We start from the raw sequence: 17,702 nt of genomic DNA, 5'->3' as shown, positions 1-17,702 counted from the left end.
TACCCTAATGAGTGACGACCGATCGAGTTTATCCAACGATCAACAAAAATCTTGGTTTGAACGTTTAACCCAAGCATTCAACGACGAACCACGCAGCCGTGCGGATATCGTTAAACTTCTAGAAGCCGCAGTAAAATCCGATGTTATTGATCGTGATGCCTTTACTATCGTTGAAGGCGCGTTAGAAGTTTCAGAAGTCCAAGCGCGTGACATTATGATTCCACCGTCTCAAATGGTGGTCATTAAGTCCGAAGATGACCCTAAAACGTCAATCCGCAAAATAATAGACTCTTCTCACTCACGATTCCCGGTCGTTGGCGAAGACTCCGATGAAATTCTCGGTGTCCTACTTGCCAAAGACTTATTGCCTTTATTGTTCAAAGAAGGCGATGTCACAATAGAAGATATTTTAGCGCGCTTACGCCCTGCTAACTTCATCCCTGAAAGCAAACGACTAAATGTATTGCTGAATGACTTTCGTACCAAGCGTTATCACATGGCATTAGTATTAGATGAGTACGGCAGCGTTTCTGGCTTAGTTACCATTGAAGACGTACTAGAACAGATCGTTGGTGAAATCGAAGACGAAACCGACAAGCTTGATGACGAAGGCATTCAAGTCACCACCGAACCCGGTGTTTATCTTGTACCAGCGCTATGCCCAGTTGAAGACTTCAACGAGTTCTTCAAAGTCGAGCTCAATGAAGAAGAGTTCGACACTATCGGTGGGATTCTTGTACAACAATTTGGCCACGTCCCTCTGCGTGATGAAGAACTTTTCTTCAGTGATTTCCATTTCCGCGTGGTGAAATCGGACGGACGCCGAATCAAAACCATTCAAGTCACCAAACCAACCATAAACACACCAGATTAATATGACTATGTCTCACCCCGACTTAACCAATACCAAGACGGGGTGGGAGCCACTCTTGGTGGCGCAACTATCCAAACTCCCTCCCGCATTTATTGGTCTTATCGGTGTTCTTGCTGGCGCTATTGGCGTCACCAGCTTTTCACCTTTTCATTTCTGGCCCGGCTATTTTATTAGCTTAATCGTATTTAGCTTGCTCGTTTTCACCAGCACAAGCGCAAAATCCGCTTGCTGGCGTGGCACTTCTGTCTCGTTCGGCTTTTTTGGCGCTGGGGTTTCTTGGGTTTATGTCAGCATTGCCGAATATGGACAGGTTGGTAATTTAATAGCCGGACTCATCACCTTTGCGTTTGTCGCAGTACTTTGCATTTTTTGGGCGTTTTCGGCGTGGGCATCTTGGAAGCTCATCCACCGCTTACCACAAATACCCGCAAGCCTCTGGATCACACTAGGTTTATTGCTTGGTGAATTTGCTCGAAGCACTCTCTTTACTGGCTTTCCCTGGTTATTACCCGGCTACGCGATTGAAAACACCTGGTTATTTGAGCTTTTGCCCGTCGGCGGAATTTGGCTTACCAGCGCATGCGTTGTATTAACTTCTAGCGTAATTGCCAGCCTGATGCTTAAGCAAACGAATCAGCTCATGCTGGTTTTCGTACTCATTATTATCTGGTTAGGTTCTGCCTATTTAAACTATTACCCTGTTTCTTGGGTAAAGCAAACGGGCACACTAAAAACCACCTTGGTACAAGGTAATGTAAAACAAGACGAAAAATGGCTAGCTGAAACGGCAGGCAAGTCTCTAGCTTATTACCAGCAAACCACCATTGAACATTTAGACAGTGAATTAGTTGTCTGGCCGGAAACGGCGGTCACCTATTCTTATCCAAGAATAAAACCCTATTTTGCCAGTTTCAGCAAAGAGCTAGAAAACACCAATACAACCCTAATCACTGGCATTCCCGATGTCAGCGAAGACAATAAAAATTACTACAATGCCATCTGGGCAACAGGGAATGGCTTTGGGCTTTATTACAAACGCAGGCTAGTCCCTTTTGGTGAATACATTCCGTTTGCACAATATATAGGCCCAATTCTAGATGTATTCGGCATGCCCATGTCGAGCTTTAAATCCGGCGATGAAAACCAACCTGTTCTACAAGTTGGCGAATGGGGAATCGCGCCGTTCATTTGCTATGAAATTGTTTATGCCGAACAAGTAAGACGCATGGTAAGAGACAGCGATTTCTTAATTACTATTAGTAACGACGGTTGGTTTGGCACCTCTTTTGGCCCTTGGCAGCATTTACAAATCGCACAATTTAGAGCCAAAGAAGCGGGTCGTTATGTTATCCGCGCGACTAACACTGGTATTACCGCGTTCATCAATGAAAAAGGCGAAGTCGTCGCGCAAGCGCCACAGTTTGAAAGAACCACCCTAACGGCCGAGGCCAAAGCCTTTACGGGCAATACGCCCTATGTGCAATGGGGTTATTGGCCAACGCTTTTACTGTTGGGAGTATGTGTGATATTTGCTTATTTAAACGGCTTAGTTTTAAACCGCAAAAACAGATAACCAATAAAGAAATGAACCTTGGAATTTGATTCACGCTGACGCGTTGAGCTTGCGAAACAGGCGCAAGTATTTTTTATTTTAAGAACTGAATACCAAGGCTCATGCTATGCGTTACCACGCAGGAGCGTGGGAACGAGGAACAATGAATTACTCAGTTTTATTAGTCTGATCATCATGGGTCGACATCAAACCATAATGACAAATTTCACATGGCGTTAATGCTTGCTTAGTTTCGATTACGTTATCATGGCCACAAGCCATACAATGATAGCTTCCCGGCTCAACAATCGCACCAACCACATGACACTCTTCGAGCGGCACAGGATTATTATTTGCATGGTTAATCAACCACAACAAGGCGATATCTTCTTTATCATCAAGCTCTTCGACCAACTCTTGACCCTCATCGACAACTAAATGCCAGTTCGCATCGACCCAAGCTTCGGTATAACCCATTTTGTCATGCCAATAGGCTGTCATCAGAGCGACATCTTCTAAAAACCAATCCTTCGCTCCAATCAATGTTTTACGAGCTTCTTCGACCAGATTGGAATCGATTGCGCTTTTTGACGAATCTTTTTTCATAGATTTCATAACTCCTCCTCTATGCACCTTCTAATTAGGGCTCCATCTCTATAAAATAGCGGATATTTTCAGACTCTGTTGGCTATTGCATCATTATCTTGAGCTATGCCGCTATAATGGCTTCTTTTCATTAAAGAGAATACAGGTCTACCAACCTTTCGTCGATCACGGGATAAGAATACATCATGCAAGAGCAATATAATCCGCAGCAAATCGAACAAGCTGCTCAATCTTTTTGGGACGAAAATAAAGTCTTCAAAGCCGTCGCTGATTCCAACAAAGAGAAGTTCTACTGCCTTTCTATGTTCCCTTACCCAAGTGGCCGCCTGCACATGGGTCACGTTCGTAACTACACCATCGGCGATGTAATTTCTCGCTACCAGCGTATGCAAGGTAAAAACGTCCTACAGCCAATGGGTTGGGACGCTTTTGGTCTCCCTGCTGAAAACGCAGCGATCAAACACCAAACAGCTCCAGCAAAATGGACCACAGAAAACATCGCCTATATGAAAGGCCAACTTAAAGAGCTTGGTTTTGGTTATGACTGGGATCGTGAAATCGCTACCTGTACGCCTGAATACTACAAATGGGAACAGTGGTTCTTCACCCAGTTGGTAGAAAAAGGCTTGGCCTACAAAAAAACCGCTGCCGTTAACTGGTGCCCACATGACCAAACCGTATTGGCGAACGAGCAAGTTGAAGACGGTGGTTGCTGGCGTTGTGGCACTATTGTTGAGAAAAAAGAAATTTCTCAATGGTTTATCCGTATCACAGACTACGCAGAAGAATTGTTAAACGATCTTGATCAACTAGACGGCTGGCCTGAAAAAGTAAAAGCCATGCAACGTAACTGGATCGGTCGTTCAGAAGGCCTAGAATTTAGCTTTGCGGTAGAAGGCAAAGACGAGCGTCTTTCTGTTTACACCACTCGTCCAGATACTATCATGGGTGTGACTTATGTTGCTGTAGCAACACAGCACCCTCTTTCTTTAGAAGCGTCTGCGAACAATGCAGATTTAGCGACCTTCATTGAAGAAAGCAAAAAAATGTCCACAACAGAAGCGGATATGGCAACCGTTGAGAAAAAAGGCATGGACACTGGCTTCAAAGCCATTCATCCAATCACTGGCGAAGCAGTTCCGGTTTACGCTGCTAACTTCGTATTGATGGATTATGGTTCTGGCGCGGTTATGTCGGTTCCTGCTCACGACCAACGCGACTTTGAATTTGCGAAAAAATACAACCTAGCCATCAAGCAAGTTGTCCAGCCTGCTGGCGACGAAGTGATTGATCTAGAAAAAGCGGCTTTCACTGAGAAAGGCGTACTTTGCAACTCAGGCGAATTCGATGGCTTAGCCTTCAAAGAAGCGTTTGAAACTATTTCTGCGTGGATGGTCGAACATAAGCTAGGCGAAGTAAAAGTGAACTATCGTCTACGTGATTGGGGCGTTAGCCGCCAGCGTTATTGGGGAACACCAATCCCAACCATCAACCTAAAAGATGGTTCTGTTGTACCTGTGCCACAAGACCAGCTACCTGTTGAATTGCCAACAGATGTGATCATGGACGGTGTTAATTCACCGATCAAAAACAACCCTGCATTTTCTTCTGTGATGTTTAATGGCGAAGAAGCAGAACGTGAAACCGATACCTTCGATACCTTCATGGAGTCATCTTGGTACTTTGCACGTTACTGCTGCCCAGACTCTACTGATGCCATGCTGACAGAAGAAGCCAACTACTGGCTTCCTGTTGACCAATACGTTGGCGGTGTTGAACACGCCATTCTTCACCTATTGTACTCACGCTTCTTCCATAAGTTGTTGCGTGATGCGGGGCTTGTGAACTCTGATGAACCATTCAAACGTCTTTTGACGCAAGGCATGGTAAACAAAGACGGCACTAAGATGTCCAAATCAAAAGGCAACACGGTCGATCCACAAGAAATGATCGAGAAATACGGTGCCGATACCGTTCGCTTGTTCATGATGTTTAGCGCACCGCCAGAGCAATCACTTGAATGGAACGACGCCGGTGTAGATGGCGCATCACGTTTCTTACGCCGGCTATGGGCTTTGGCTTATCGTCACACCAATGCAGGAAAGATCGGCGAGCTAAACATTGCCGAATTAAATGGTGCTCAAAAAGCGTTGCGTCGTAAGACTCATGAAACCATTCAGAAAGTATCAGACGATATCGAACGTCGCCAAACCTTCAACACAGCCATCGCAGCCGTAATGGAACTTTGCAACGAGATCAGCAAATTCGAAGACACGTCTGAACTGGGTCTTGCTGTAGAACAAGAAGCGCTAGAAGCGGCAACATTGTTGTTGTCACCTATTGTGCCTCACATCGCTCACCAGTTATGGAGCGAACTAGGCCATAGCGACAACGTCGTTAACACACCTTGGCCAACGCTAGATGAAGACGCCTTGATCAAAGACGAGCTGACGATTGTTGTTCAAGTACTTGGCAAAAAACGTGCTGAATTGACTGTTTCTGCTAGCGCAGATGCTAAAACAATTGAAGCAGAAGCGCTTGCGCACCCAAGTGTTGCCAAGTTCCTCGAAGGCAAGACAGTACGTAAAGTCATTGTTGTTCCAGGTCGTTTGGTTAACATTGTTGCCAACTAATTGAAGCGCACTAAGGGATGACCTTGTCATCCCTTTTTCCTTCTCACAAAAAAGAGATCATTGATATGACCGCCCCCTTAACACAAACAACTCGCCTCTTTTTATTAGCGTTGCTGACCATGAGTATTGTCGCCTGTGGTTTCCATTTACGTGGACAAGTCGACATTCCAGCGAAGCTAAAAGTTTTAACGTTAACATCTAACAGTGGTTCTGAGGCTTTTGACCGCTCACTGCGCATTGCACTTACTAGAGCTGGCGTTAAGATTATTAATGAAGCCGATGCAACAAAGGAAACCTATAACCTAAAAGTTAACCCTATTGCTTCTGCTGATACTGAATTAGCCCGTAACGCTTCTAATGATATATCACAAATACAGCGTCGCTTAACTAGTAACTACTTTATTCGTCAAGCAGACGGAAAATCCGTTTATGGGCCAAGAACCATTAGCGCTACAAAGACACTCACCAATCAGGATGCAGAAGAAAGCGCCAAGCTCTCCTACAATCAAGATCAAACCGAAAGCATGAATGAAGAGCTGGCCAATCAATTAACGTACGACCTAGGTTATGCACCATTGTAACTCGCATCACTTTTAGGCAAACATTATGAAGGTCAGAGTTGATCAGCTAGAATCTCAGCTAAGAAAAAGCTTAGCGCCCATTTATATTATTTCTGGTGACGAAGTTCTATTGTGTCAGGAAGCGGCAGACAGCATTCGCAAAGCCGCTCAGCACCACAATATTGATGAACGTTTGCGTTTCGTTGCCGATGCACAGTTTGATTGGCAAGATGTCATCAACGAAAATCAAAGTTTGTCATTATTTTCTACGCGTAGAATGTTTGATATTCAAATAGACAAAATGGGCGAGAAGCACAGCAAAGCGTTGGCTCAATTAAGCCAATCACTTAGCGAAGACAATATCATCTTGCTCACCTTGCCTAAAATTGATGCTCGTACTCAAAAAGCCAAGTGGTTCACACAACTTGAATCACAAGGCGTATTTGTACAAATCTGGCCAATAGACGCAAACAGACTGCCCGCGTGGGTACAGCAGAGAGCGCAAGCACTAGACTTATCACTAACTCGTGATGCTGCTAGCATGATTTGCGAGCGCGGAGAAGGCAATCTCTTAGCACTTTCACAAGAGCTAGAAAAGCTTGCTCTGACACATGGAAAAGGTGTGCAAATCGATGCCGAAAAAGTCGCCGAATCGGTGGCAGACAGCAGTCGCTACTCAATTTATGACTTAAGTGATCGACTATTAATGGGTAAGACCAAAGATGCTATGCACTGCCTACATCAGCTGCTAGGCGAAGGGGTCGAAGCCAGTATTATTCTTTGGTTATTTAACAGAGAAATTCAAACTTTAGCGAACCTACTGCAAAGCATGCAATCTTCTAGTTTTAAACAAGCTTGCCAAAGCGAGAAAATCTGGGATAAGCGTGTGCCATTTTATGAAAGCGCCATGTCTCGACACAATAAAGTCACTTTGCCTTACATGCAAAACTACCTAGCCTTGATTGATAAAAGCATCAAGGGATTAGAAGGCCCTGACAGCGAAACAGGCTTTCGCAACCTAGTGATGATGTTTTGTGGCTACAAACCAGTAGTAACTGAATTAGACATTCCCGCATAACCACATACTCTAGCTCATCTTTTCTGTAGGCTTAAAACATGACGAATACCTCAATCATCGAAGAAATAAATGTTTGGACGACTCCTCTTTTTGTCACCCAAATGCCTGATCATGACTTTTTAAAAGAAGCGCTTTTAGCCGCTGTTTATCAACAAAAAGCGACTCAAACCACGGCAATTGAAAGCCGAATTGCGCCAACAGCAAAACATGCTTTACATGAAAGTACATTGGATTTTTTGGATCTCGCTGACGCCAATATCATGGAAGCAAAACGCGCTTTTGAAGAGCTGATTCTGGAAATTGCGGCATCGGTAAACCAAGCGTTTTGGCCAGAAGACATGGAAGCTGACGCGCATATTATCGAGTCTTGGTATCATGTTACGCAAAAAGGCGGCTACCATGACGCACACTCTCACCCAAACTGCTCTTGGTGTGGCATTTATTATTTAGAGCCTGGCGATGCCAATATCGAAGGCAACGGCGGCCTAAATCGCTTTTATGATCCAAGAGTTAACGCAGAACATTATGCCGATCCGGGGACCGCTTATCTTGGTGGCCATGGCGTTTGGGATTTCACCCCAACAGACGGCCAAGTGATCATTTTCCCGTCTTACCTAAAGCACTCTGCTTTACCGTATTTTGGTGATAAAGATCGTGTTGTCATTGCCTTTAACGCCATTATCGAAGCGTACTGACCTAAAGACAAAAACATGTCTGCACATTACGAGCTTTCTTCTTTCTACTTACTAATAGATTGAGTTGGCTCGCCTACCCTCTCTTCCCATCCAAAACTCTGTTTTTTACAATAAATTTCATAAGTTTCCACTCAAAGATTCACAATGGATTGGTATTTGTAGTAATTTAACAAGCAATGTTTCATAACCACGGGGAAGTCTATGCGTTTCCAGTTTGATCAACTAAGCGGCAATCAGCGCTATCATCTGATCACTCAGACAATTACACCGCGCCCTATTGCGTGGATCATGACCAAAAATGACAACGAGAGCTTCAACCTCGCCCCTTTCTCTTACTTTGCTCCTATCTCATCTGATCCGGCCCTCTTAATGGTTTCTATTGGCAACAAAACCACCGATGTCGCCAAAGACACAAAGCACAACCTAATTAGGGAAAAGGAATGTGTTTTGCATATTCCGAGTGGGGATTTAGTTAATGCCGTGAATGAGAGCGCAGCCACTTTATCTTATGGTGAATCTGAACTACCCAGAGCAGGATTGTCGCTAACTGACTTCACCAAGACACTACCGCGAATTGCAGAAGCTAAAGTCGCTATTCACTGCAAACTGTTCGACATACATACATTAGGAAATGCATCGTTCAATGCGGTGTATTTGGAAATATTAGACTTATACCTTGATGAAGATCTTGTAACCGAAGAAGAGTCTCGGATTTTCATCAATAACAAAAAACTAAACCCTCTTTCACGACTAGGTGGCGATGATTATGCACTTTTAGGCGAGACGGTGACGATCAAACGTCCTAACTAGGGCAAGACAGATTTGAGGTACACAAGATGGATATAAAAAAACATATAAAAGCGCTTCCTTTCATGGCAGATACTGATGCAGAACTAGCATCATCTCTAACCGATCTCGCGTCTATTAAAACCCTAAAAGCTGGCGATATTCTGGCCAAGCAATTTGAGATTGGTCAGAATATCTATTTCCTTCTAGAGGGCGAAGTTGCCATCTCTGTTCCGCTGCAAGATACAGGGAAATCTTATAACGTCGGCATGATCAGCAACTTTCTGTCTCCTATTGGTTGGTCTGCATTCCGTCATCCTTCTCGTTATGCAACTACCTTCACCGCGACTAAATCATCTAAGCTGCTCTATTGGCCAATTGTTGAATTACAAAAAATTCTCGATGCTAATTTACTTTTCGCCAGCCAATTTCTGCAGTTTGTTTACCAAGAGTCCTTACCTGTTCTCACCAATGTACAAAATCAAACACGCCCTTTCTTTTCCAATGAGTCTTTAGCTTTTGAAGAAACTCGACCATTAGTGGATTCTGAAACTCAGGTTCACGCGCTGAAAGATGCTATCAGTCTTCTAAACTATGCGCCGTTTTGTGAAACCTTTACTCAAGCAGAAATACACACATTAGCCAAAAAATCGTCCATTTTATTAGCACATCAAGGCGATATTTTAAGCCAGCAAGACCAGCCAGCTGATGGTTTATATATACTAATCAAGGGTAAAGTCGTCATCAGTTACCAAACTGACTCGGGTGACATTATTACCACCCGAACAATCTCTCGCAAAGGCACAGTACTGGCTTGGGCGACACAAAATAAAGAAATGAAAAATCGTACTTCGATCATTTCATCTAGAGACAGCAGCGTTTTGTTTATCAAACGTGATGATTTGTTAGAAATATTCGAAGACAGCCCTAAATTTTCAGTTAAATACTTATACCGACTTATTTGGTTAATTAGCGCGCATTTATTGGCCGCCAGAATGCGCTATCTTTCACAGATAGCGAACGATGAAGTATTGGCAGTGAGCAACGTCATAGACCAAAACGCAGCGCTTTTGCCCGTTAGTTCACCTCTGTACAAAGTCAGCGAATTACTGAAAAGTGCCATCACAACCGACGAAGCCTTTGGCGTGCTTTATAAATGCCTACACTTTGGCAGCGTACTAGAGCGCACCATCTCTGGTATGTGCTTGGACATCCTAAAAGATTTGCAGCGCGAAAATGCTTTTTATCGTCACCTGCAAAATGTCTATGACACGATAAATAATTTACCCAAAGACACTCCGGCTTTAGACGCCAGACGTTTAGGCACAGAGCTGTTCAAACAAGCTTTCCAACAAGTTCCCTACGTTATTAAAGGACTAGAAAATTTACCTAAAAAAGCCGGCTCTCTGTTCATCTACAACCATTTATTAGGCTCCCCAACTAACCGCCTACCAAATGGTTTCCGCTTCTCGATGGATGCGCAATTTATCAGCGCCATGGTCATCGATAACCAGTACGGCATTTCTGGGCAACGCGTCGTGCGCCGCAGTAAGGAAAGCGAGTTTTGGCGTGACGATTTCTATGGCAAGTTTGGCAATATCTTTATCGACAGCTGGGAGAGTCTGACTCAAGACACACCAGAGCACGACGAATTTATCAAGCAGTCTCAGGAAACGCTACGCCAGAACTTTCCAATTATGATCTCCCCTGAAGGACAAAGTTTTAGTACGCAACAATCACCCGGTGCCTTATTACCCCACGCCTTTGAGCTTGCGGGCTCAATGGGAAGTGACGAACCTTGGATTGTTCCTATCGTAGTGGCGAACTTTGATAAACGTGCCGATCATAACCTTTATACGGTGATCATCAAGCCTGCGTTTAAGCTGTCCAGCAAAGTCGATTACAAGGATAAAAAAGCCTTAGCACAATTCTTAGCCTCCTATCAGGAAGATTACAAAGGCTATGTTAACGAAGCGGTTGAGCTATCTCGAGAGATTCGCCAATACCCTATATTCAGTGGTAAAAATGGCTATCGCTCTAACGTAATGAGCCTGAATCAAATCGATGTGGAATTCGAATCGGATGTGCGTGAACTAGAGTTTCACCTCGCCTATCAAGAATACAAGGAACAGCCAGTCGCGTTCTACGGATCATCGACCGTGCGTTTATGGAATGATTTCGCGCATAATTTCCGCGACAAAGATGGTATTAACTTAGGTTTTAGCGGTGCAACATTAGAAGCCTGCGTTTACTATTTTGAACGCATCATCTTGCCACACAAACCACGTTCTTTGGTGATTTATGCCGGCGACAATGATATTGGTAACCATTGTGACAGCAACAAGGTGGTCGATCTATACATTGAGCTACTACAAAAAATAGATCGCCATCTACCCGGCATTCCAGTCACTCTAATCAGCATTAAATGCAGCCCTGCACGATTGAAAGTACGCAAAATTATCGAGCAAACCAATAAACAATTGGTTCGTCTTGCCAAAACACGCCCTAACACTCAATACGTAGATTTGTTCTCTACCCTGCTCGACAAACATGGTGAGATAAAAGAAAACTTGTTTGATGGCGACAGACTGCACTTGAACCCAAAAGCGTATGAGCTTTGGACACAAAAGCTACTTGAATCCGAGAGCTTTATTTTTCAAAAATAAACACCTTGATTCGCCCTCACCCAATAATTGGCCGCCTGATTATTGGGTGAGTACTTTCAAGTACACTAAAACGTAATCACAAAAGCTGAGATATTATCGTTAGAGGTATCAAAAACGCACCAATCAAACATAACCAACTAGCTCATCGTACTACTTCATCTTCCTAAATAAAAATCCTCCATCGTATTGACCTTTTTTAGAAAAAACGTCAGCATAGAAAAGCTAACTATACAAAACTTGATGAAATTTTTATTACCCTATGAATAACAATATCTTAAATAAACGCAACGGCGATAAACGTAAGGCTAAGAAGCTTTGCGGCGCTGACGTGTGGAATTAAGATTCAAACAACTCCCCGGCAGCATTCTCGCTGACGGTCTATCTCTCTCTTCAGCAGAATGCATACCGGCCTAAATGAGGCAAAAGTATGTTTTACGGCGCAATCACAGCATTAATTACTCCTTTTCGTAATGGCCAATTAGACGAAGACGCTTTGCGTAACATCGTGCGTTGGCAAATTGATCAAGGCATCAATGGTTTAGTGCCTGTTGGTACCACTGGAGAATCCCCAACCTTAAGCGAACACGAGCACAAACGTGTTATTGAAATTACCGTACAAGAAACCAATAAAGCCGTGCCGGTTCTTGCAGGTGCAGGATCAAACAACCCCGTTGAAGCAGTGAATTATTCTGAATTTGCTTATCAAGCAGGCGCAGATGCGACCTTGCATGTGGCGGGTTATTATAACCGTCCAAATCAAACGGGTTTGTACGAACATTTTAAATACGTGCACGACAACAGCAAATTGCCCATCATCCTTTACAACATTCCACCGCGCTCTGTTGTCGGCTTAGAAGTTAGTACATTAGCTCGTCTGGCTGAACTACCAAGAATCATTGGGGTAAAAGATGCGACTGGCGACTTAACACGCCCTATTCGTGAACTTGCCTTAATCAACAAACCTTTCAATTTTCTAAGTGGTGATGACGTCACTTCAGTGGCTTATAACGTCGGTGGCGGTAATGGCTGTATTTCTGTTGCATCAAACGTCGTACCCAAACAAGTTGTGGAACTGCATCGCCTATGCCGTGAAGGCAAATATTTGGAAGCGGCACAGTTACAAGACAAACTATTTGCTCTTCATTCCGCACTCTTTATTGAACCAAACCCAGCCGGTGCAAAGTACGCCATGTCATTATTGGGCCTTTGCAGTGATGAATGTCGTTTACCTATGGTGCCTCTACAAGACAGCACAAAAGCGACCATTCGACGTATTATGGAAGAGTTAGAGCTTATTTAAGCCTTAACTTAATAAGCACTCATTTAAAAAAAAACACGCATTAAAAAGCCCGCATCAAAAGGTGCGGGCTAATGGATTAAAAAAGTCTGAGGCTATGACTTAGCCAACCTGACAACATAAAGCAGGATAATCGCTCCTACCGTTGCCGTAACAAGAGACCCTAAAAAACTACCTGCGTATAAACCGAGCAACTGGAACGTAAACCCACCGACAAAAGAACCAACAACACCGATAACGATATTACCAATCAAACCAAAGCCACCGCCTTTTACTAGTTGACCAGCTAACCAACCCGCCAAGGCACCAATAAACAAAAAAGCTAAGATCTCCATAAAATGATCCTTCTAGTATGTAATTTACAGTTATTCAGCCTAGCACCTATTTGTTTAAGTACCTAGAAAAGCCACCCAATCCTCCATACTACTAACCCATTTATTCTTTTTTCTGTTACTTTGTCATGAAAGCATCATGCTTGTTCAATAAATATTGATAGTATGTCTTTATAGACAAGGATAAGCCCTTTAAAACATGGTTAAGTTTCGATGAGGAAATCTAGATGGGTAAGGTACATTTTGTAGGTGGTGAAAAAGGCGGTGTTGGAAAATCTATGACCGCACGAGTCTTAGCGCAATTCTACATTGATAACGATCAGCCGTTTTTGGGCTTTGACTGTGACGCGTCTCACGGTACATTTTCACGTTTTTACAACGAGTTCGCCTCTCCTATTTTAATTGGTGAAGAAGACAGTTTAGACGGGATGTTGGCCGCGATAGAAGAATACCCAGAGCGTGACTTAATTATTGATCTAGCTGCTCAAGCGGCTCAGCCATTGGGCAAATGGATTGAAGAAACCGATGTCTTTGGCTTACTAGATGAAATGGGTTACCAAGTATGCCTATGGCACGTCATGGACGATGGCGCTGACTCGGTCGCGCTATTGGATGATTTGCTTGACCGTTACACTCAGCCATCGGTTGATTTTGTTGTCGTGCAAAACCTAGGTCGCGGCACTGATTTTTCTCGTTTTCAAAAATCTGACACTTTTAAGAAAGCCGTTAGCCGCGAAGCTTTGATTATTGAGTTACCAAAACTACAAAGTAAGTTGACGCAAAAAATTGATTTTAATAACAGCAGCTTTTGGGCCGTAGCGAATGACAAAGGCATTATGAATATTGCTGAGCGTCAACGCATGAAGGTCTGGCTACGTAATACTTATGAGCAATTAGCACAACTTGGTTAATTGCCATATTTTTTAAATCACAAAAAAGGTCAGCTATATTAGCTGGCCTTTTCGTTTTAAATATCGAATAACAATAAGAGCTTACTCTTGAACATCCATATATTTGTTCGCCCATACACGGTTTTCTTCAAGCGTTGAATAGCGTGTAGATAATTCAGAGGCATCCAAAGTACCCTCAGCAATACCGCGTTGCTCACGCAAGCAATCGTAGGTCGCTTTAATCGCCGCAAAATACGCCGCGTGACCGTTTACTACGATGCGCACTCCGTTAGCTGCAAGACGTTCACGATCACGTAATTCAGGGTTGTCGTAAGCCACAAGCATGATTGGAATAGAAATATGTTGGCTGATCTCTTCTAGATGAGCGAAGTCACGGATACCAACCATACAGATCCCATCTACGCCGACTTTTTGATAAGCCTTAACACGAGAGATAGTTTCTTCAGTAGTCAATTGACCCGCATTAGTACGAGCAATAATGCTCATAATAGGGTCAATACGTGCTTCTAAAGCCGCTTTCAATTTACCAACCGCTTCTTCTACTGGAATCAAATCTGTGGATTTATGACCGTACTTTGCTGGCAACAAAGTATCTTCTATCGTTAATGCCGCAACGCCAGCACGCTCAAGTTCAACGATAGTACGCATCACATTCAATGCATTACCATAACCGTGGTCAGCATCGGCAATGATTGGTAAACGCGCAACACGACCAATTCGAGTCGCTTGCTCAGTAAATTCACTTAACGTAATCAAAGCAAAATCTGGTGCAGCCAATACCTGTAAAGATGCAACAGAGCCACCTAAAATCCCTACTTCAAAGCCAAGATCTGCAGCGATACGAGCCGACATAGGATCAAATGTAGAAGCCGTGTAATAGCACTTGCCACTTGCTAATAATGCTCGAAAATCATTACGCAAATCATGCTGGGAAGGTGTTGCCATAAATATACTCCTAAAAAATGTCACTAAGTTACATATAGTGGAAATGGCCGCGATTATACTCCCCTTATGAGTTTGCTTCATCTAATTCAGACCAACTGGTTAGGTTTTGTAAGTAAATTACAGAAGAAATCGCTCAAAAAACAATAATAGGCGCAAGATTCATGCTTTTTTTGTCCTTAGATGCATCAGGATCAGTTTTTGTACAGCGAAAACAGTGACAGAGGAAAATTCTAGGGATAACATACAGCCCCAGCATCCCCCATGCGCCCTTTTATGGCTCTCACTCTTTTTTATTGATAAATGTTAAGGTTCTCAAATGAACGCTTGGTATCTCATCTGTTTTCTATCGGCACTAGCGGTTTTCATCGCTTTTACCAACCAGTACATACTAAAAATGCAAACTACGATTGCCATTACCACAGGCTCTGTCGTAATTTCATTACTCCTGATTCTTGCGGTTAAAATGCTTGGCGATGAAACAGCGGTATTCATTACTCAAGTTGTTTCCGGAATAGATTTTAATCAGCTTCTATTAAAAGGCATGTTAGGCTTTTTACTATTTGCAGGCGCATTAGAGATAGATCTTGCAGCCTTAAAAAGACAGCGATGGGAAATCACTATATTGGTGCTGTTTTCCACACTAGCGTCGACCTTTATTGTCGGTTATTTAAGCTACTATGTGTTTGTTCTTCTCAGTTTCCCTATACCTTTCATTTATTGCCTACTATTCGGCGCTTTGATAAGCCCTACTGACCCGATTGCAGTTTTGGCCATCATAAAACAAATGAGCGCACCGCAAGGCATTTCGATCCAAGTGGAAGGTGAGTCCTTATTTAACGATGGTGTCGGCCTGGTCATTTTCACTACCATCTTTGCGGTCGCATTTTATGGTACTGAAGCCAGTTTCCAAGAAGTTGCCGAGCTATTTTTAGTCGACGCGATTGGCGGCATTGTGTTTGGTCTTGTTATTGCTCTGGTTGGTCACTTTGTCATCATCAACTGTAAAGATATCAATACACGTCTATTGGTTACTCTAACCATTCCTTCGGCGGGTTTTGCTTTAGCCAATATTTGGGAAATTTCCGGTGCACTCGCGATGGTGACGAGCGGCATTCTTTTGGGAAATATCACACGAGCGAAAGCATCTAAGAGAAGCGGTCCAGATGGCACTCGTTATGTAAAAGATTTTTGGCATGCGACAGACAGCTTCTTAAACGCTTTGCTTTTCCTAATCATTGGTATGTTGATTGTGACCATGCCGTTAACCTGGGAAATTATTGGTTTAGGTTTGGTCATGGTGCCAGTCGTTTTACTGGCTCGTTTTATCAGCGTTGGCAGCCCTTACCTAATTTTCAAACGCTACCGCGAGTACGATAAACATTCTGTGAAGATCTTGACTTGGGGCGGATTACGAGGCGGTTTAGCACTTGCTATGGCGGCGGCGATTCCAACCAATAAAATAATGATTGAAGGTTTAGATTTACACGACATCATAGTCATTATTACCTATGTGGTTGTTATTTTCTCCATCATTGTACAAGGCCTAACGATTTCGCCTTTGATTCAAAAAAGTATTCAAGCAGCGAAAGATAAAGCGAAATAAACACAGGCTTCTCTCTTTTGATAAGCGGCTTTTACAGCACTGCTATTGAAAGCGCTATTGTACAAATAAAAACGCCAACATTTTGTTGGCGTTTTTGTTCCAATGTAACGGGAACAACCACTCCAGCAATAAACCTTGTCGTAGATCAGTAAAATGATCATTCGGGTACTATAAAATAGCGTTATATCTATGATAGAAAACATAGCTAGTAGAACCTATTAAATAGAATGGAAATGATGATGTTTAAGACACAGCATGGAGAGCATGAGTTAAACGATATTATGCAGCGCAATAATATCAAATTGGTAGGCACTGGCAAAAAGACCATTATTTTGGCCCATGGTTTTGGTTGTAATCAAAACATGTGGCGTTTCATGCTGCCTTTTCTTGAAAAAAACTACCAAGTCCTACTGTTTGATTATGTTGGCAGTGGCAATTCTGACTTCTCTGCTTATGAAGCCGATCGCTATCAGCACCTCGAAGGTTACGCTTTAGACATCATAGAAATATGTGATGCTCTGGCCCTAGAAGACACCATATTTGTTGGTCACTCTGTGAGTAGCACTATTGGATGGATTGCCGCTCAGCAACGCCCAGAACTATTTTCGAAGATGGTTGCCATCTGCCCTTCGCCTTGTTTTTTAAACTTAGGAGAAGACTACCAAGGCGGTTTTGCAAAACAAGATTTGGAAGGGTTAATACAGTTAATGGATAAAGATTACATCGGCTGGGGGAACTATCTAGCGCCTATGGTCATGGGAAGCGACTTGTCCCCTATTGGCCCAAGCATGTCAGAAAGTGATGCCTTGGTACATGAATTATTAACCAGCTTTTGCTCTACCGATGTGACCTATTCTAAGCCCTTTGCTGAAGCAACTTTCTTCTCCGATTATCGAGAATTGCTTCCTCAAATATCTCACCCATGCTTAATATTACAAAGCTCAAACGATGCATTAGTTGCTGTAAGTGTCGGTGAATATACGCAAAGTAAATTACAGAATGCCAAGTTAGACATCATCGAAGGTAATGGGCATTGTTTGCACATGACTCATCCAATACATGTTCTCGATTCCATGCAGGCATTTTTAAAGTACACTGAATAACCGTCTACCGAGCCCGACACTCTCGGCTTACGAAAAAATATGCGTTAAAAAGATAAGGACT

Annotated in this window: 15 protein-coding genes; 12 read left to right on the top strand and 3 right to left on the bottom strand. The window is 43.1% G+C overall.

Translation table 11 applies throughout. The features are described 5' to 3' along the window. The first annotated feature begins 7 nt into the window (after positions 1-7). Complete coding sequence (locus ACO05V_RS10765; protein ID WP_421850866.1) at positions 8-874, top strand: HlyC/CorC family transporter; 867 nt, start codon at positions 8-10, stop codon at positions 872-874. A 1-nt stretch (position 875) separates the two neighbouring features. Further along, positions 876-2,447: an apolipoprotein N-acyltransferase gene (gene lnt, locus ACO05V_RS10760; RefSeq protein ID WP_421850864.1), complete on the top strand. Its 1,572-nt coding sequence runs from the start codon at positions 876-878 to the stop codon at positions 2,445-2,447. Between the two features lie 147 nt (positions 2,448-2,594). Here the strand turns inward: lnt and ACO05V_RS10755 are convergent, their stop codons facing one another. Beyond that, positions 2,595-3,041 (bottom strand): zinc ribbon-containing protein, encoded by a 447-nt coding sequence (locus ACO05V_RS10755; RefSeq protein ID WP_421850862.1) that lies wholly within the window; start codon positions 3,039-3,041, stop codon positions 2,595-2,597. A 176-nt stretch (positions 3,042-3,217) separates the two neighbouring features. Between ACO05V_RS10755 and leuS the strand changes: the two genes are divergently transcribed. From leuS to dapA, 7 genes are all read left to right on the top strand, one after another. Next, complete coding sequence (leuS, locus tag ACO05V_RS10750) at positions 3,218-5,665, top strand: leucine--tRNA ligase (protein ID WP_421850860.1); 2,448 nt, start codon at positions 3,218-3,220, stop codon at positions 5,663-5,665. A 65-nt stretch (positions 5,666-5,730) separates the two neighbouring features. Further along, positions 5,731-6,246 (top strand): hypothetical protein, encoded by a 516-nt coding sequence (locus tag ACO05V_RS10745; RefSeq protein WP_421850858.1) that lies wholly within the window; start codon positions 5,731-5,733, stop codon positions 6,244-6,246. Positions 6,247-6,271: 25 nt separating this feature from the next. Then, complete coding sequence (gene holA, locus ACO05V_RS10740) at positions 6,272-7,303, top strand: DNA polymerase III subunit delta (protein ID WP_421850855.1); 1,032 nt, start codon at positions 6,272-6,274, stop codon at positions 7,301-7,303. Between the two features lie 38 nt (positions 7,304-7,341). Further along, positions 7,342-7,998, top strand: coding sequence for a TIGR02466 family protein (locus tag ACO05V_RS10735; RefSeq protein WP_421850852.1), 657 nt, complete (start codon positions 7,342-7,344; stop codon positions 7,996-7,998). 201 nt (positions 7,999-8,199) lie between these two features. Next, positions 8,200-8,808: a flavin reductase family protein gene (locus tag ACO05V_RS10730; RefSeq protein WP_421850849.1), complete on the top strand. Its 609-nt coding sequence runs from the start codon at positions 8,200-8,202 to the stop codon at positions 8,806-8,808. A gap of 26 nt (positions 8,809-8,834) precedes the next feature. Continuing rightward, positions 8,835-11,450, top strand: a complete 2,616-nt coding sequence (locus ACO05V_RS10725; protein WP_421850846.1) for a cyclic nucleotide-binding domain-containing protein — start codon at positions 8,835-8,837, stop codon at positions 11,448-11,450. Positions 11,451-11,877: 427 nt separating this feature from the next. After that, positions 11,878-12,750, top strand: a complete 873-nt coding sequence (dapA, locus tag ACO05V_RS10720) for a 4-hydroxy-tetrahydrodipicolinate synthase (RefSeq protein ID WP_421850843.1) — start codon at positions 11,878-11,880, stop codon at positions 12,748-12,750. Positions 12,751-12,842: 92 nt separating this feature from the next. Here the strand turns inward: dapA and ACO05V_RS10715 are convergent, their stop codons facing one another. Next, positions 12,843-13,082 (bottom strand): GlsB/YeaQ/YmgE family stress response membrane protein, encoded by a 240-nt coding sequence (locus tag ACO05V_RS10715; protein WP_421850840.1) that lies wholly within the window; start codon positions 13,080-13,082, stop codon positions 12,843-12,845. Positions 13,083-13,306: 224 nt separating this feature from the next. Between ACO05V_RS10715 and ACO05V_RS10710 the strand changes: the two genes are divergently transcribed. After that, positions 13,307-13,990: a mobilization protein gene (locus ACO05V_RS10710; protein WP_421850837.1), complete on the top strand. Its 684-nt coding sequence runs from the start codon at positions 13,307-13,309 to the stop codon at positions 13,988-13,990. An 81-nt stretch (positions 13,991-14,071) separates the two neighbouring features. On the opposite strand, the gene ACO05V_RS10705 is transcribed toward ACO05V_RS10710, so the two are convergent. Further along, positions 14,072-14,935, bottom strand: coding sequence for an isocitrate lyase/PEP mutase family protein (locus ACO05V_RS10705; protein WP_421850834.1), 864 nt, complete (start codon positions 14,933-14,935; stop codon positions 14,072-14,074). 316 nt (positions 14,936-15,251) lie between these two features. Between ACO05V_RS10705 and ACO05V_RS10700 the strand changes: the two genes are divergently transcribed. Both ACO05V_RS10700 and ACO05V_RS10695 read left to right on the top strand, forming a co-directional pair. Next, the gene (locus ACO05V_RS10700; RefSeq protein ID WP_421850831.1) at positions 15,252-16,538 is read left to right on the top strand and encodes a cation:proton antiporter; all 1,287 of its coding nucleotides are present in this window, start codon (positions 15,252-15,254) and stop codon (positions 16,536-16,538) included. A gap of 233 nt (positions 16,539-16,771) precedes the next feature. Then, positions 16,772-17,641, top strand: a complete 870-nt coding sequence (locus ACO05V_RS10695; protein WP_421850828.1) for an alpha/beta fold hydrolase — start codon at positions 16,772-16,774, stop codon at positions 17,639-17,641. Positions 17,642-17,702: the final 61 nt, after the last annotated feature.

This window comes from Marinomonas sp., assembly GCF_965225885.1.
Taxonomy (GTDB): domain Bacteria; phylum Pseudomonadota; class Gammaproteobacteria; order Pseudomonadales; family Marinomonadaceae; genus Marinomonas.
This window is presented reverse-complemented; position numbering and strand designations above follow the sequence as displayed.

Coding starts and splice junctions, on each gene's coding strand:
- ACO05V_RS10765 (WP_421850866.1), top strand. CDS start 8: ATGAGTGACGACCGATCGAGTTTATCCAACGATCAACAAAAATCTTGG.
- lnt (WP_421850864.1), top strand. CDS start 876: ATGACTATGTCTCACCCCGACTTAACCAATACCAAGACGGGGTGGGAG.
- ACO05V_RS10755 (WP_421850862.1), bottom strand. CDS start 3,041: ATGAAATCTATGAAAAAAGATTCGTCAAAAAGCGCAATCGATTCCAAT.
- leuS (WP_421850860.1), top strand. CDS start 3,218: ATGCAAGAGCAATATAATCCGCAGCAAATCGAACAAGCTGCTCAATCT.
- ACO05V_RS10745 (WP_421850858.1), top strand. CDS start 5,731: ATGACCGCCCCCTTAACACAAACAACTCGCCTCTTTTTATTAGCGTTG.
- holA (WP_421850855.1), top strand. CDS start 6,272: ATGAAGGTCAGAGTTGATCAGCTAGAATCTCAGCTAAGAAAAAGCTTA.
- ACO05V_RS10735 (WP_421850852.1), top strand. CDS start 7,342: ATGACGAATACCTCAATCATCGAAGAAATAAATGTTTGGACGACTCCT.
- ACO05V_RS10730 (WP_421850849.1), top strand. CDS start 8,200: ATGCGTTTCCAGTTTGATCAACTAAGCGGCAATCAGCGCTATCATCTG.
- ACO05V_RS10725 (WP_421850846.1), top strand. CDS start 8,835: ATGGATATAAAAAAACATATAAAAGCGCTTCCTTTCATGGCAGATACT.
- dapA (WP_421850843.1), top strand. CDS start 11,878: ATGTTTTACGGCGCAATCACAGCATTAATTACTCCTTTTCGTAATGGC.
- ACO05V_RS10715 (WP_421850840.1), bottom strand. CDS start 13,082: ATGGAGATCTTAGCTTTTTTGTTTATTGGTGCCTTGGCGGGTTGGTTA.
- ACO05V_RS10710 (WP_421850837.1), top strand. CDS start 13,307: ATGGGTAAGGTACATTTTGTAGGTGGTGAAAAAGGCGGTGTTGGAAAA.
- ACO05V_RS10705 (WP_421850834.1), bottom strand. CDS start 14,935: ATGGCAACACCTTCCCAGCATGATTTGCGTAATGATTTTCGAGCATTA.
- ACO05V_RS10700 (WP_421850831.1), top strand. CDS start 15,252: ATGAACGCTTGGTATCTCATCTGTTTTCTATCGGCACTAGCGGTTTTC.
- ACO05V_RS10695 (WP_421850828.1), top strand. CDS start 16,772: ATGATGATGTTTAAGACACAGCATGGAGAGCATGAGTTAAACGATATT.